Origin of the sequence: Cupriavidus sp. AU9028, assembly GCF_019795295.1 — a bacterium.
In the GTDB taxonomy this organism is placed as follows: Bacteria; Pseudomonadota; Gammaproteobacteria; order Burkholderiales; family Burkholderiaceae; genus Cupriavidus.
This window is the reverse complement of sequence record NZ_JAIMCG010000016.1, coordinates 15,681-31,511: the sequence shown is the minus strand read 5'-3', so window position 1 is coordinate 31,511 and position 15,831 is coordinate 15,681. Positions and strand designations below refer to the sequence as shown.

The 15,831-nt window shown below is 60.6% G+C and carries 13 protein-coding genes; 11 read left to right on the top strand and 2 right to left on the bottom strand.

Annotation, left to right across the window (positions count from 1 at the left end; translation table 11 throughout):
* Window positions 1-4 precede the first annotated feature (4 nt).
* The 11 genes from K6V06_RS16665 (at window position 5) to K6V06_RS16615 (ending at window position 12,277) form a co-directional block, all read left to right on the top strand.
* On the top strand, window positions 5-1,054 hold the full coding sequence (locus tag K6V06_RS16665; RefSeq protein WP_370637489.1) for a type IV secretion system protein: 1,050 nt from the start codon (window positions 5-7) through the stop codon (window positions 1,052-1,054).
* Window positions 1,051-2,289 (top strand): TraI domain-containing protein, encoded by a 1,239-nt coding sequence (locus tag K6V06_RS16660; protein ID WP_222245205.1) that lies wholly within the window; start codon window positions 1,051-1,053, stop codon window positions 2,287-2,289. Before K6V06_RS16665 ends, K6V06_RS16660 begins: the two co-directional genes overlap by 4 nt.
* Window positions 2,286-4,142 carry a conjugative transfer system coupling protein TraD gene (gene traD, locus K6V06_RS16655; protein ID WP_222245203.1) on the top strand — a complete coding sequence of 619 codons (1,857 nt, stop codon included), beginning with the start codon at window positions 2,286-2,288 and terminating at the stop codon, window positions 4,140-4,142. The genes K6V06_RS16660 and traD overlap by 4 nt, the downstream gene beginning before the upstream one ends.
* 6 nt (window positions 4,143-4,148) lie before the next feature.
* Window positions 4,149-4,655, top strand: a complete 507-nt coding sequence (locus K6V06_RS16650) for a hypothetical protein (protein WP_222245201.1) — start codon at window positions 4,149-4,151, stop codon at window positions 4,653-4,655.
* A gap of 4 nt (window positions 4,656-4,659) precedes the next feature.
* On the top strand, window positions 4,660-4,920 hold the full coding sequence (locus tag K6V06_RS16645; protein WP_255581905.1) for a hypothetical protein: 261 nt from the start codon (window positions 4,660-4,662) through the stop codon (window positions 4,918-4,920).
* Window positions 4,921-4,947: 27 nt separating this feature from the next.
* Window positions 4,948-5,538 carry a DUF4400 domain-containing protein gene (locus K6V06_RS16640; RefSeq protein WP_370637488.1) on the top strand — a complete coding sequence of 197 codons (591 nt, stop codon included), beginning with the start codon at window positions 4,948-4,950 and terminating at the stop codon, window positions 5,536-5,538.
* Between the two features lie 55 nt (window positions 5,539-5,593).
* Window positions 5,594-6,433, top strand: a complete 840-nt coding sequence (locus K6V06_RS16635; RefSeq protein ID WP_222245195.1) for an ATPase — start codon at window positions 5,594-5,596, stop codon at window positions 6,431-6,433.
* A 240-nt stretch (window positions 6,434-6,673) separates the two neighbouring features.
* The gene (locus K6V06_RS16630; RefSeq protein WP_222245193.1) at window positions 6,674-8,401 is read left to right on the top strand and encodes an ATP-dependent helicase; all 1,728 of its coding nucleotides are present in this window, start codon (window positions 6,674-6,676) and stop codon (window positions 8,399-8,401) included.
* Window positions 8,402-8,627: 226 nt separating this feature from the next.
* A complete protein-coding gene (locus K6V06_RS16625; RefSeq protein ID WP_222245191.1) occupies window positions 8,628-9,818 on the top strand; it encodes a ParA family protein in 1,191 nt (396 codons plus the stop codon).
* The gene (locus K6V06_RS16620; protein WP_222245189.1) at window positions 9,815-10,819 is read left to right on the top strand and encodes a ParB/RepB/Spo0J family partition protein; all 1,005 of its coding nucleotides are present in this window, start codon (window positions 9,815-9,817) and stop codon (window positions 10,817-10,819) included. The genes K6V06_RS16625 and K6V06_RS16620 overlap by 4 nt, the downstream gene beginning before the upstream one ends.
* Before the next feature lie 246 nt (window positions 10,820-11,065).
* Window positions 11,066-12,277, top strand: coding sequence for a replication protein RepA (locus tag K6V06_RS16615; RefSeq protein ID WP_222245187.1), 1,212 nt, complete (start codon window positions 11,066-11,068; stop codon window positions 12,275-12,277).
* 63 nt (window positions 12,278-12,340) lie between these two features.
* On the opposite strand, the gene K6V06_RS16610 is transcribed toward K6V06_RS16615, so the two are convergent.
* On the bottom strand, window positions 12,341-14,473 hold the full coding sequence (locus K6V06_RS16610; protein ID WP_255581904.1) for a phage integrase family protein: 2,133 nt from the start codon (window positions 14,471-14,473) through the stop codon (window positions 12,341-12,343).
* Window positions 14,466-15,668, bottom strand: coding sequence for an HNH endonuclease (locus K6V06_RS16605; RefSeq protein ID WP_222245185.1), 1,203 nt, complete (start codon window positions 15,666-15,668; stop codon window positions 14,466-14,468). Before K6V06_RS16605 ends, K6V06_RS16610 begins: the two co-directional genes overlap by 8 nt.
* Window positions 15,669-15,831: the final 163 nt, after the last annotated feature.

Sequence of the window (15,831 nt, the reverse complement as noted above, 5' to 3'; positions counted from 1 at the left end):
TCTCGTGAGACACCTGCAGCGGTACCTCCTGCTTGTGGCTACGGCGCTCGCCCTCTTTGTGAGCCCGTGCTACGCGCAGTCCGGCGCGCCCGGCTCACCGGAATCCGCCCTGCCAGCCGGCACTCCCTCCCCTGTCGACGGCGGCGGCAACGGGGCAACAGCCATCGCGCCAGCCCCTGGCTCGATCGGTGAGGCCTTGCTGAAGGTGCTGAACGGTTTTAAGTCGTTCCGCTCCGGTCTTGTCGCTGGTGCCGTGAGCCTTAGCTCGAGCCTCAATATTGAGGCCGGCAAGATTGCGTTCGGGCTGGGCGTCATCGCATTGACCCTCGCCGCGATCCAGTTTGCCGCGACGTCAGATCCCACAACCGCGTGGACAGGACTGCTCGAGGCGTTCCTCGTCCTAGGAATCTTCTCTACCCTGTTCGTCAGTTATACCGCCTTCGCCCCCGGACTATATGAGTGGTTCCAATCCCTGGCGGATAAGATCAGTGGGACCCGCGCAAGCAATCCGGCATTCGTGCTCGCGTCTATCGCCGGAAGCTTCATCGATTCATTCACTAAGTCCATTGGGGCAGCCAAGTGGTATGACATTGCGGGCGTCCTCTTCGCTAGCTTCCTCTTGGTTTTTGCCTTCGCCTTCTGTGCGATCGCAGCTCTCCTGTACAGCTTCTTCATCGCTCTTGGGGAAATCCAGGTAGCGATTGGAATCGTGATCGGCCCAATCGCGGTTTCCCTCGGATTCTTCGAGTACACCCGCCGCTTCTTCAGTTCGTGGCTCGACTTCATGATCTCCGGATCCATGTATGTCGTGGTCGCAGCGATCATGGGGAAGCTCGTCGCGAGCGCATTAACCTCGTCGCTCGATACGGTGAGTACCGTTGGCACCGCGGCTCCGGCCAGCGCGGCGTACGCGTGTGGAGTCGCGATCTTCATGATCTTCGTCGCTCTGGAGATTCCAAAGATCGCCGGGGCGATCTTCGGCTCAGGCGGCGGAGCCAGCGGTGGCGGCGTTATTCGCCTTGCGACAAAGCTCGCTACGAAGGGTCTGAAATGATGCACGTGTACCTTTCCCCCGAGGAGCTTGTGGCAACGCACGCGCAACGCGTCGAGTTGATCCGACAGTACGCCAACGAAGGCGATCCTACTGACTTCGACAAGAAATGGGTCGCGGTCCTCAATCGTTGCGCGGCCTGGTTCTCCTCGATGCCACTTCGGCCCGACCAGCACGCGGAGCCAGGCGGGGCATTTCGCGCAACGATAGAGGCGACCTACTTCGCCATGCGGCTCTCAGGCGCACAGAAGTTCGCCGCAGACCAAACGTCCGAGCGTCGGCGCAAACTAGAGCCACAGTACCTGTACGCGCTGTTCCTAGCCGCGGCTTGCTCCCGCCTCGATGAGCCGTGCCGGCACTTCCAGTTTTTCCGGAATGCCGACGGCGCAGAGTGGATTCCGGCTATCCACGGCGCTTTCGGCGCGTGGCTTGCCGAGGGCGGATACTCGGTTGCCCGCCGCGAGGCCTCGCTCCCCGTCGAGCGGATGCGCACGGCCCTTCTCGCACGCGAGATTTTGGGCGTGGATCGCCTTTCCCTGTTTGAGCCACAGGTTCTGACCGACCTATTCGGCTCCATAAATCCGGATCCCAAGCCCGCGGGCCTCGAATCGCTTCTGCACAAGGTCGTACGCCAGGCGCTTGACACTACTACCCAGTTCGAAGTGAAAGCCCGCCGCGCGGCGTTCGCTCCCGACCTGACTCCGGCGCCGAGCGCGTCGCTGATGTCAGCTGCCGGAGAGCCTACCGCACCTCGTCAGCACGATGGGACTCCCTCGACTGAGGCGCCCTCCCCTCCCCCTGTTAGTACCGTCACCGTTGGGCCACTCCTCGCTGATGATGCCGCTGACCCCGCTGACCGACCTCGGGGGGCGGAGGCAAGACCCGCTCAGTCGGGCCCTTTGAAGCTCGACGGGACTAAGTCGCTCCGTCGGCCTGCAGAAGAGGATCCCTTTAAGGAGGTGCTCGGGAGCACGTCCAATCTCATGCGTGATTTTTTCCGGGCATTGGCACAGGACGTCGCGGTCGGCAAGGTACGCGTCTCCCGCATTGAGGACAAGGTGGCCATCAGCAAGCGCATGCTCGGCAACTACGGAATTGCTTCCGACACACTGATCGAGAATCTCCGCAAGTTCCAGCTGCTCTATAAGACTGTGGGTCAAGACATCCTGCTCGTCGACCGCGTTGGCAACCTAATCTCGATGGGCGCCGGAGCCGCTACGGCGGGGGAGGCGCTTTGAGACATTACATCAATCACTTCAGGCCAATCTTCGAGTTCCGTGCCGCGATTGGGTGGCTGCTTGCGGCGGCATACTTTCCGCTGAACGGAATGCCGAACGCTGGGTACTATGCCGCGTTCTGCCTGACGATGCTGATTATCCGGTCCAGCCAGGTCTGGCGCGCCCTGCAGTTTCGGCTGGCCATCTCCACCAAGTGGCTCGCTGTCATCCCAGTCGAGACGCTGCTTGCGGTGAGCGCGCGGATGCGAAAGGCCGAGGATGCCATGTACCTCGGTACTGGCTTTGAGTGGACTCAGAAGCACTGCCAGATCGCCCACGACATATTGCGGATGCCGTCGGCCGAAATTCCTGGCCTGCCCCGTTGGCTACCGCGCTCGGTCGCCGAGCAGGTTGAGCGCGTGTTTGCGCCCGCCGGGAGCATCCGCGACCGTACGCCACAGGGGAAGTCCTGGATCCATGGGATGGAACCGAAGAAGATCCAGATCCCCTTCCACTACAAGGCAATGCCGGGGCACACCTCCGTGAGCGGCACGACGGGGTCCGGCAAAACACGCACGTATGAGGTCATCTCCACTCAAGTGATTCACAACCCGAACGACGTCCTGATCATCATCGATCCGAAGAACGACGCCGACTGGGTGGCTCGTGTAAAGCGGGAATGCCGACGCACCGGCCGCAAGTTTCTCTATTGGAAGCAAGCAGCACCATCCGAATCGATCCGACTCAATCCGCTCGAAAACTGGTCGCAGCCCTCCGAGATCCCGACGCGAATAGCACAGTTGATGGAGGAAGGCCCCTTCCGTCAGTTCGCCTTCCTGTTCATCGATCGGGCCGTCAAGGGTGAACTCTACGTAGGCGACAAGCCGAACTTGCGCTCTATCCTTCAGTACGCTCAGAACGGCATCAATGTCCTCCTAGAGCGTGGGCTGCAGCGATTCTTCCCCGAGGCCGGGAATCCGGACTGGGAGGAGGAGGTTGTCGGCTATCTGCAGCAGGCCGGTCAGAAGCCAGGCGGCACGCGTTTAGACGCTATGGTACGGCTCTATGTCGAGCGCTTCGCGAATAAGGGACACGGGCATGAGGCGATCGATGGGCTTATTGCTACGTTCCAGCACGACCGGGACCACTACGGCCGCATCATCGCATCCGCCCTACCGTTGCTTCAGATGCTCGCGACCGGAGAGACTGGCTTAATGCTAGCCCCCAAGGCTGATGACTTCGATGACGACCGTGAGATCTGGGACATCGACAAGGTAATCAAGCAGAAAGCGGTCCTCTACGTCGGGGCCGACTCGCTCTCGAACTCGATGGTGGCGCAGGCCGTCATGTCGCTCCTTCTAGCGGACATCGCTTCTGTTGCAGGGGCCATCTACAACTTCTACAAGTCTCCCCCCGAGATTGTGCTCATCGTTGATGAGGCAGCGGAGGCGATCAATGAGCAAATGCTGCAGATCCTGAATAAAGGCCGGGGTGCAGGCTTCAAGGCATTCGTGGCCTACCAGACGCGCTCGGATTTCACAGCGAAGCTCGGAAACGTGGCGAAGATGCAGCAGGTTTTGGGCAATCTCAACAACCAGCTCGTCTTACGATTGGAGGACATCGACACGGCCCAGTGGTTCTGCGAGAAAGCCGGGACAACGGCCATCCGCAACATCGTCGTGTCAAGCAGTACAAGCACCGGCACGGAAGCCCATGTCGGTGAGTTCAGCGGTTCCGTGTCACGATCCCTGCAGCTCGAAAAGGCACCGCTGATCCCGCATGAATTGATCATGCAGCTTCCCAACTTGCAGTACTTCCTGCGTATCTCCGGTGGCTCCGTCTACCAGGGAAGAATTCCAATCATCCAAGGTTAAAGGTCGATGCGCACCAGCCTGTTCCGACAAGTCGTCAAGGAATACAAACTCTCTGCCAAGCTCTCTCCGGTGTTCATCGTCTCGCCCGATCTGGACGACGTGTGCACGCGCCTGGTCGACTACATCGGCGTCAATTTCAGAGTTCGTGAAGAACCGCTCGTCAAGGAGATGCTGACTGACGCGCTCGCCGGATGGCGGGCCGCTCGCAAACGAGGCGACCCAAATGTCGCATTCGTGAAGGGGCTCTTCGGTCGCGCCCACGACCTTTACGCAAAGCGCTACGCCGCCTTCAAGGGCGAGAAGTACAACGTTTGGTGCCCATACGAAGAGTCAATTCCCGCTTTCGAACAGCGGCAGCCCGCCGGCTACATCTGCCAAATCGTGGATGAACCTGCCCCGGGCAATGTCACTCAACGGTGCGCCGCATTCCAGCTGGCAGCGCGGGTACTCACTGGCTCCTGCTTCACCCGATACTTCGAGAACTACGATGTCGCAAGAGACTTTGCACACTAGGGCAATGAAAGCCCTCGCCAGCGCTCGCACGGCGCCCGCCTTGCTCTCGGCGCGGCTATGGCGTGTCGACGTATCGCTTGCCCTGGAGATGCAAGCATGGCTTGATGCCACTCCGGCCGATCCGGTGCCCGACAAGTTCAAGAGTGGCCGGGCGGCGCCCTGCTTTGCTTTGCTCAATATCGCTCACGGAAAGCCGTCAATTTTCTGGTCGGCGCTCGTTGCGTTCGCCTTGCTGCCTGTTCTCTTGGCACGAAGCTGGTTTTGAGCCATGGCCAGCAGATTTCTGTCTCACGTGAAGGTCTGGCTGCTCGCCGCTCCGCTGATGATCTGCGCGATCACACCCATCATTCCCGACGATGCAGCTTTTGAGGTCACCGATTCGGAGCAGGCGTCAGTAGCGCGCGCCTTGGGTCCTCTTAGGGCGGAGGCGGTCACTGCAACGGCAAACGATCGCTTCGACCGGTGGTTCGTTCGATCTGGCCTGCTGGAAGCGTCCTTCAAGGGATCCGACGCGCCAACTCTTTTGTCTGACGCCGGCGCGTCAGAGTTCGGTCGGAACTGGCTGAAGCGGATGTGGCTGTCCGTCTATCGCGCCGTGTACCGGGCGTCGGTCGCGGGTTACTGGCTCCTTGGGGGGATGGTTCTGTTTGCCGCGCTGGTGAACGACGGGGCGGTATCCCGGATGATTCGAGCCGCCGGCGCTGGGTTCGCGAACCCGGTCACATTCCACGTCGCAGCGCACGCACTGCTGCTCACCTTCGGGCTTGGGGCGTCCGCGCTCCTGCTTCCGGTTCCCCTGCTTGCCGAGTGGTGGACGTTTGGCGTCTGCCTCATTGGCATGCTCAGCTGGCGCCTCGCTGCGTCGTTCCACGTCGGCAAGTAGCCGTCCCCCGTTTGAATGCAATAGGCCGGCCATGCCGGTCACTCTTGGAGAAATCATGACCACGATCGATCTGACCCACGCAGAAGCAGTTGCGGATGAGCCTGTGACCGGCCTTCCCCTTGCCCTTCCGGACCCTGGGACCGGCACGGCTGAGATTGCCGACGATGTGGAAGCAGAGCTGACCGAGATGAATGCCTCTGCGGATGCCCTGCGGAAAGAGGGATTGATCTCGACCGCGGATCTGGAGAAGAAGAAGGCTGAGGTCGAACGCACGCGCAAGCTGTTTCGCGAGCTGTCCCCTGAGGATCGCCAAGCGATTGTTCGGCGTCGACGGGAACTTGGCCGCCAGATTCTCGACCGGGAGCTCGCCGGCGCTGCAGTCGTGTCCGTCGCGCTGAAGCTCAACCACACCCGCTTGCGCCCCCTTTTCGAGCAATGGTGGCCGTACATGAACCGTATGTCGCTGAATCTTCAGCGCTTCGGTCAGGCCACATTCTCTCGGAGCGAACTGACGACGATCGAGTCGTTCATGGAGCGCGAGCTGGCGAAGCTTGAGGATTACGTGGATGAGCAGCTCCGCGTCGCTTCCGCCTACCGCCAGCAGCGCGAGCAGGAGATGCGGGCAAAGGACGACGTCGTTTTCGAACCTTCGGTCACGCGGCCGGCTGTTGACATTGAGGTCCAGGCCTATTCTCGCTTCGCCGTTCGTGCACTTCAGGTCCTCATCAAGTTCGACCAAGCGATGAATCAGTTCGACTTCATGGTGTGGAACGGCATCCGGGACATGACCGATGTCAATGAAGAAGTGTCCCGCTTCCTCCGCAAGTTCCAGCCGCTCGGACTGCGCAGTTATACGACGCACCTGAAACTGATGACCACCGTGCGGAATGTCTGACCGAGTCGGGAAGCGGAATGCCGCTTCCCCTCGCGAGACGGGCAAAGTCGTACATGGCGGTACGCGCGTGTACTCGCACATTCCGGGACTTTGGCCCGGAATGTCCGATATGGTGGCTCTCAGACCCAACTCCTAAACCATCCAGATGCGTTGAACATTCCAGCAACTGCCTCTACCTGGCAGTTGCTGGCGGTATCCCGACCTAGCCGCTAGTTTGCCCTCCTCCTCACACCGCAGCTCATGTCCCTCGATAAGGTATTGGATGGTCTCAACCCGTCCCAACGTGAAGTTGTCAACGCACGGCAGCACTGTGTAGCCGTGGCGGTTCCCGGAGCCGGCAAGACGGCCACCATTGCTGCGAAGGCGGCGTTCCTGCTTTCGGATCCGAGCGTCACTGTAGGTGCGGTGACGTTCAGTAAGGATGCTGCCGTTGAGCTTCGCGACCGGATCCTCGCACTGGCTGGAGCCGGAGTCCGGAAGAGACTCATCGCCGGGACTTTCCACTCGCTGGCATTCAAGCAGCTTGGAAAAGGCCCCGGCAACCAGCGCGATATCGTCCACGATGGGGTACGGTTCGCGATCGTTGCCCAGATCCTCCAAGATGGCGGATTCGAGATGGACGTAGAAGATGCTATCTCTGCCATTGAGCGGATGAAGCTTCAGCTCACCGATCCATCGCTAGGGACCGTCGAATCGCAGCTGTTCCATGCGTACCAGGGTGCGTTGGCCCGGAACGGGAAGATCGACTTCCAAGACATGCTTCGCCTCGCTGTGCGAGGCATGGAGTCGGGCGATATCGATCCGTATCCCGTCACTCACCTCCTAGTAGACGAGTACCAGGATTGCGACGGGCTGCAATCTCGATGGACCGCGCTACACGGGCAAGCCGGTTCTACCGTCACCGTGGTGGGAGACGACGACCAGTCGATCTACGGCTTCCGCAGCGCTCTTGGCTATCGCGGCATGCAGGCTTTTACGGCCGAGTTCGAGGCAACGTCGATCGTGCTGGGGAAGAACTACCGTTCGCACTCGGAGATCTTGGCTGCCGCGGACCGAGTCATTCGGAATAACCCGGACCGCATCCTCAAAGAACTGGTGTCCCACCGCGGACCAGGAGGAAAGATCGAGTTCGTGCGGCAGGATGACGAGTTCAAGGAAGCTGTGGCGGCGATCGAAGTTCTTGGGCCGGTTCTCCGGGCCGGGGGAACAGCGGCTGTGCTGGCAAGGACCAACCGAATTCTGGATCCGCTCGAGGCAGTGTGTCGCTCCCATGGAGTCAAGTACCACCGTGCAGCCGGCAGGTCGATACTAGACAGGCCAGAGGCCGGCCTGATGGGGGACTTGCTAGAGCTGATCCAAGGCTGCAAGGCGACAGGTGTCGATGCACTGCTTGGGTTCGCCGGGATTGGCGCAGCCGAGCTCGACCTGATTCATCGCCATTCAAGGATGCCAGGCGCCCGGGGCGCGGTTCCGAAGAAGGACTTGACGGACGCCGGCGTTGCCGAGTCTACCGTTTCCAAGTACCGAGAGTTCCAGAAGAGGTTCACGGAGTGGCAAACGCTCTGCGAACGAGACTACTTCTCGCTGGTGCTCGACGGGGTTCGGGAATGGATGCTCCGCTATGCCAGCGACGACAAGGCAAAACGCGCGGTCTCTACGGCGTACGAGGTACTGACTCGGCTTAGCGGGCCCTTCTCCGAGAGGTTGAAGTTCCTCCGGCAGAGGAACAACGAGCCGGCGGACGATGCTTTGGTACTGACAACCATGCACGCCTCGAAGGGGCGAGAGTGGTCTGCGGTTGTCGTAATCCGGGCCGAGGAGACGATCGTCCCGGATGAGGCCAGCACGGAAAGCGAGGAGCGCCGGCTCTTTTACGTCGCCATGACCCGCGCGAGGGACGCCCTCTGGATTTCGACTGCGAAGAAGAACCCTACGTCCCGGTTCGTCTTGGAGATGGGCATTTCGTAGTCGGCTGCGTGCCGAGTGAGGCACTTCGACGCGCTTCTTGAAGAAGAACTTTAAGACTTTCGCCTAAACGCGTGGTTTGCAGCGATCCAACGACACAAAGTTAACTTGCGTATACCTCGGTGTACGGCTACCCTTCACGGCAGCAACCGAAAGGGTCATTTTTCTCCGAATCGGTTGCACGCATCGCCGGGGGTTCCGGCGACTAGTTTTGAGAGCTTCGAACCGAATGGATATCAAACTCGCAAATCCGAGCAAAACGACGCCCGATGATCTGAAGCAGCTGGCGAGTCTGTCTGCCGTGATGCTACAGAAGATCCGCGACGAGATGTTGGAGCCCTTCCCAAGAAAGGAAGCGCCCTTGATTCCATCCGGCCGTCTCCAAGAGCTCTGCGGAATCGACAAGACCCGAATGAACCGATCCCTCAAGAAGGGGGATTTGCCTCAGGGTCAGCAAGCGCGTCCCGGTGCCGTGCGGTACTTTTCGCTCGAGGAGGCCATGCAGTGGATACGGAGCGAACTAAAACCCGTACCGCGCCGCGGACCAGGAAAGGTAATCGCCGTTGCAAACTTCAAAGGTGGCGTTACCAAGACGACTATGTCCACCCTCCTCGCTCAGGGCCTTAGCCTGCGTAGGGGCCGACGGGTGTGCCACGTCGATCTCGATCCTCAGGGTAGTGCAACGACACTGTACGGCATTAATCCGCATGCGGAAGTATCGGCCGAACAGACCATTATGCCCCTGGTCGAGGCATATCTCGGCGGAGAGTCCTTCGACATGCGGGGCCTTCCGCAGCCCACTTACTGGCACAACCTCGACCTGATTCCATCGTCCACCGAGTTATTCAACGCCGAGTTCATGCTGCCAGCCCGGGCCACCACCGAGGAAGGCCATATTCCCTTCGAGCGCGTCCTGAGCAATGGACTCGAATCGCTGAAGGAAGACTACGACTACATCATCCTGGATACGGCGCCTACCCTCAGCTACCTCACCATCAACGCGATTTTCGCGGCGGACGGGGTGATCGTCCCCGTTGTCCCCGATACGTTGGCTTTCGCGTCGATGGTTCAGTTCTGGCAGCTGTTCTCGGACCTGGTGACGGGTATGGAAGAGCAGGTTGGGGCCTCCAAGAAGGAGTTTGACTTCCTGGACGTGCTTCTGACGCGAATGGAGAAGAAGAATGCTCCCCGGCTCGTCGCCGACTGGATTCGCGGGGTGTACGGATCGAGAGTCCTTCCGATTGAGATTCCGGAAACCGACCTTGCTCGGAATAGCAGTATCCAATTCCGGACTGTCTACGACCTCACATCGGGAGAAGCGAATACCGAGACTATGCGGCGCATTCGCCAGCCGTGCGATGAGTTCGTCGACTATGTCGACGACAAGGTGAGCGCCCTTTGGCAAGGAAGTGAATCATGAGCCTCAGAGAGAAGCTGGCGGCGAAAGCCGGCAGCATTAAGGTAACCCCTGAAGATCTGGAGAAGGCCGCTGCCCGCGGTCCCCTGCCCCCTCGCACGGCGCCCGGTCAGCTCATGCATATGCAAGGCAAGGTCGAGCGTCAGGCCGCTGAGATCGCGGAGTTGCGCGCCCAGCTAGAAGCAGCGCATCGGATCGGCGGAGCGGTTGACATTCCGCTCGACCAGTTGCACGAGGTTCCAGGACGTCGCCGGTATATGCCTCCGGAGAAATACGCAGAACTGCGGGAGAACCTCCGCCACAACAAGCTAGTGCACCCGGTAAGCGTCTGCCCTCGTGCTGAAGGTGGCTTTGAGATCGTATCTGGGCATCACCGAATCGACGCATTCCGTGACTTGGGGCGGGCGACGATCCGATGTGTACTGGGTGATCTGAGCTCGGAAGAAGCCGATGCAGGCGCTTTTTACGCCAACCTCATGCAGTCGGATCTGACGGACTTCGAAAAATTCCGGAAGTTCGACGAGCTGTTGGCGCGCCAACCGGGCAAGACCCAAGCGAGCATTGCAGAGCAGGCCGGCGTTTCCGAGGCGACCCTCTCGCAATTGCTGTCGTTTCGTCATCTGCCAGCAGAGGTTCTGCAGTTGCTTGACGACCAACCCGGTCTGCTGGGCGCCAACGCGGGCTACGACTTGGCCGCAGCGACCAGAGACGGTCGGAGCGAGCGGGTTATCGACGCAGTGAAGTTGCTTGCTGATCGCAAGATTGACCAGCAGCAGGCTGTTCGCATGGCTCGTAGTGAACCGCAAAAAGCAAAAGCGGCCGCGGTCGCGACCGGCTTCAAGGTCAAGGCAGGGAAAGCGACCTGGTGCGACGTTCGCATTGCCAAGAAGGTGATGCGGATCGAGTTCCGAAGCGAGGATGAGGCTCAAGCAGTACAAGAAGCCATCCGCGAACATCTTGAGCGGCTGGCGAAGACTGCTTCCTCAGAAGATGCGAAACGCTAAGTCGTTGATTTTTAAGGACTTTGTATTACAAATGCGCTCAGGGTGCATGCGTATGAGCTGATATCACGTAGAAAAACAAAAGCCCACGGCTGCAACCGCGGGCTTTTGAGTACTTCAGTGAGCTTGCTTGATCTCTAGACCAGCTCACACTCCGAACGCCACTCGACATGGATTCGTTTAACGGAGTGTAGCTGATCGCGATTTCGAGTCAAGCGACTTCGACCATTTTTTGATGGGGAAGGTCACATGACTTTCGCGCAACGCTCCGTTGCTGGCGAGGAGAACACTCGCCTAGACGCTGACTCGGCAGATGCCGCCGGGATTGTTCCGCCTGCCCGGAAGCGCCTCAAACGCAAAACCATCGAGGCAGTAGAACTCGCAACCCGAATTCAGGGGCTGGGTCGCAGCGCACGGGCAGCCCTCGTAGCCTTGGCACGCACCGCAAGCAACGACGATCCTAATGGGCGAATCTTCAAACACCGGGAGACGCTCTGCGCAGAAACCGGGATGTCGGCTGCAACCTGGTACCGGGTTCAGAAGGAATTGCTGTCGCTGGGGCTCATAACTGTCGATGCGCAGGTCCGGAAGCGCTATGGCCGTTTCGCCGGCGCGTACATCTACCTGACGAAGCAAGCCACTGACATGCTAGGCCTGACGGAGCCGACTGACATGACTGCGGGCAAAGCGGAGGGGAGTGCAACGCCGAGCCATGAGGAAGCAGAAGGTGTGCGTCCTTCCGTGACCCTGCCGACTCTCAAAACGAGAGTCCCGTTTACAGAAGAACGTAACCCATACCCTATTCAAAAAGGACATCAGGGCGAGCTCCCTCAGGACCTGCAGCGCCTTCGCACCCTGGATTTCGATAAGAAGCTGGTCTTCTGGCTGATGCGCCGGGCCCGTCAGCATGGCCATCTGCTCTCTGAGATTGTCGAATGCACGTGGGAAAGCTTGGTAAAGGCCGCAAGCCCCAAAGCCTATCTGCTGTCGTTGATCGGTAAGCCAACCGACTACGCCGGTCTGGTTCGACTCCGCGTAACCCAGCGTGAGGCTGCCTTGGAGGCGAAGCGTAAGAAAGCCGTGATCAAGCTCACCATGGCAGAGGCCGCCCGGAAGACATACCGCGACCCCTCGGGGCGGATCTATGAGGTGGAGAGCGACGGACAGTCTGTCCTCGTGCACGGGCGCAGTGGAGAGGAAGGGAAGCGCCGGATCGTGGGGCAGGATCTCATCCGTTTCGCTGAAGCGCTTCAAGCAGGGGTAGTCACCCAGACTTCCTCGACGGCTGTGCCCGCCGCTACGGGTGCGGTGGAGGCGCCGAAAAGGAGTGCGTCCGGGTCCCATCACTTGAACAATCTGAAAGCCATGATGGGCGTACGCCGGTCCACGGTGTTATATACTGAAAAAGAGGCCTCAAGAGTCGAACGCTTCGGCTGCGCCGCGCGGCTAGCTGCAGCATGAGAGGCCTTGGAGACCGGCATTTGTGCCAACAGGGGAGGGCGCCCCTGCGTCAGAGCGGCCGCGCTACTCTGTCACGGGCCGCTCGGTCCGTGACCATACGGCATGCATGGCCGCCATTCGCCGAGCCTTCTCCGTCGTCACGTAGCGCGTCGTAGTATCGAGAGAGGCATGCCCCGCATTCTGCTGCACGACTTCAAGCGGGGCGCCAGCAGCCAGCGCATGCGAGATGTGGGTGTGACGTAGCCAGTGTGTGCTCGCGGCCGCTAGCCGCTGAGCGTCACGTTCGTCTTGCACTTCCGCCGCGGCGGCACGAAAGAAGGCTTTCAGTTGATCGGCGAGCGTGTGAACAGAGATTGGTGCGGCCGGATCTGCTGGAACTCGACGGACCCAAGCGACGCGGGTATCCACGTCCAACGCGTGGCCCAGCAGCGCCACCCCGCGAGGGAGCCGCCCGTTGATGCTGTCGGAGGTAAATCCACGAGTTCCAAGGTAAGCATCCAGTTGCCTCATGACCGTGGGCGGCACTGGCACCCGGCGCAGCTTGTTTCCCTTTCCTAAAACCTCTAGCCACCAGCCTTCCACCCGACCTTTCCCATCCGGGTCAGGCAAGCTTTCCCAATCTAAGTGGTCGGTGGTGGCCGCAACCACCTCCGACAGGCGCAGCCCTGTCGCATAGAGCAACGGCAAAGCGAGGCGCAACCGGTCGTTGGCAGAGGTCGGCGGCAGCGCGGCAAGCCTCCCGCACAGGAATTCCCATTGTTGGGCGGTGAAACTGCGCCCGGTATCCATCCTGGGCGCCGCGAGCCGAGGTACATGCACGCCGTGCCACGGATTGCCCATCAGGTAATTCTGGTCAACGAGGAAGCGGTACAGGTTGTTCAACACGCCGATCGCATAGGATTGCGCGCGTGGGGACAAAGGGCCTTCGAAGGGGCGCCAGGCCGGGCTCCAACGCTCTCGGGAGCGGGGGGCGCACCATTCCGGCGGCGGACTAGCGAGGAATTCCCGATAGCTTACGCAGTCCTCGTGGCTCATCGAGGACAGCGGCTTGCCCCGCACGAGGACTGCCCAAAGCAGGAAGCGCTCGGCCTCTTTTCGGTAGGCGCGCTGAGTGTGAGAAAGAGTGTGGAGCCAGTCCAGAGGACCGGGCACCGTGGTGACGTCACGACGCTTCTCGCGCAAGCTCGCCACCTCCTCAGGCGGCAGCCCGGGCTTCGCTCGCAGCCAGGCCAGAACGGCTTCATAGTCGTTGCGCGCCGACAGCAGGCATTGTTGCTGAGGGCGCCGGTAGCAGCCCGCCCTGCCATCGAGGTCCGCGGGAACGATCAACTTCTCCAGCGGGACAAGGGCCGTAGCCTGAGGAACCACACGGGCCAATTCGTGGGCATATCGCTGCCGCCGCGGGACGGCGACGTGCTGGCCTACTCGGCGGGCCAGCGTGTCTGCATGCGCGTCCAAAAACCGCTCAATCGCAGTCGCCTTACCGGCGCCGATTCCACGCAAAGCCCGCGTCCATCCGCGGCCGAGGCTGTTAATGCGGTCAACGAGGTCGCCGATCGTGACCACGCCGGCGGCTTCAAGCCGGGTAGCAATAGTGTCGGCCAGCCACGCACGGCAGGCGTCCTCGACCAGCACCGGCCGTGAGTAAAGCGCTTCGAGCCAATCGATAGCCGCAAGTTGCTTGGCCATCAATCCCATTCGCTTTCTCTCACGACGAAGGGTCGCACCAAACCGCGCGCTATACGCCTCCAGCTGCTCCCGCTCGCTAAAACCGTCGAGGCCTTCAGCAGCCGCGAATTCCTCCAACGAAGGAAGCCCCACGCCTGCGCGTCCGATCTGGCGAAAATCGACCTGGACCAGCCGCGCCATGCCGGGACGATGCGCTCGCAGCGCAGCGGCCGCAAGCTCGCCTCGCAACCAAGCGGTCACTCGGCGAACTTTCGGATAGCCAGCGAAAGCGGCCTCATCCTCGCTTTCCGTGTTTAGGGCAGGTCCTTCGGCCTCGATCTCGCCTTCCTCGGCAAGGTAGCGTTCCCACATTGGGCGGGCATGCAGCCCCTGAATGATGGCGCGCAGGAAACCGAAATGGCCGCGGTGCAGCTGACGACGCGTGATTGAGCGCCGGCGCTGGGGCGCTGTTCTGGTCGGCGGATTCTTCCCGGCATCCATTGCGGAGCCGGCCCAGCTTTCACTCATAGCGCCGGCCTTTATCGTGGTGGGCGTTTCGATGCGCCCGTAAGAAACCTAGTCGACGGGGGGAAACGGTCCCCGGTAATCGCATCGCACTGTTCAGACCGAGCTTGGAGCGTTGCTCGGTCGTCAAGAGGGTGGCAATCAGGATCCTGCCGGTGTCGTCAAAGGCAATCAGCCCGGCCTCGAATAGGCTGTCATAGGTCACATGTAACAGCAGACCGTTGTGGAGATCATGGCGGGCGGTTGGGTCCGCCTCACACTTCGCCCACGCCTTGATATGGGCAGCACGGAGCACTTCCGGAACGTCGATGCCGGAGAGTACACAGCGCCCCCCATAGGCGACCATCAGTCGTTCTCGGAACTTGCCCTGACCGAGCCGAGTCGCCACCTTCCGACGGACGCTATCGGGCAGCGAAGGATCCCGGATCAGCGCATCGAGCATGTCGTCCTCGGGGTCGTTCTCCACAATCACGGGTTGCCGGCCCCGCAAGGCCTTCTGAAGATCCTTCCTGTCGGCGGCCGCCGAGGCAGTACCCGGCCGGTGCGTTACCTTCACCGTCCGTGTGCTGCCAGGACGCTTGTCCACGATCTCGAACCCGAGTTCTTGAAGCCGGCCGTGCCACGCGCCGTTCTTCGCCCCGGAGAACTGGTTCGTTCGCAACGGCGCAAAGCCAGCCTTCATTGCCGCAATAGCGACGATGGCCTTCGGAGGGAAAGGTTTGATATTGCCGTCGGCTCGCGGATCAACTAGGACGTCGTACCGAAGGGAATCGCCAAAATTCTGGAAGCTCCTATCCCTTGACCACTGCTTAGCCGCAGCGCGCACGTGCGTGGCGTCGATATCGTCAGGCCGAGCTCGCTGGCCTACTGCCAACCCGATCTCAAGATTTACCCGTTTCCGTGCGTGTTGCCCGACCCCAAGTTCAACCACCCGAAACTTAAGCGCCTGCAGCGTCTTATGGAGGAGCCGGTTAGACCGGGCGAAATCCGCAGGCGTGAGCCGGCCAAAACCTGCCAGTTCGATCGCCAGAGCTGTGATGGCGCGGGGCGGATAGTGCCGGCGGTTGATGATGACGTACCACTGGCGCGGGGCAACGTAGAAGGGCGGGTATCCTTCAATGGGGTCCCACGCGAGAGCGGCGGCCTCGAAGTGCTGGCGAGTGAGGCGCGACAAAGCCTTCCTGACACGGTCGTTCATAAGAGGGTCCGGGGTAGTGCACGGTTCGCCGGTCTTCGGCGATTAGTCAGATGGGGTGCAACGCACATTCTAAAGGATGTGGGTTTAAGATTGCTTACTACCCGTACACTATTTTTCCATACCTTGATAAGAAACCTTATCAAGGTACGGAAAAACGCGGGTT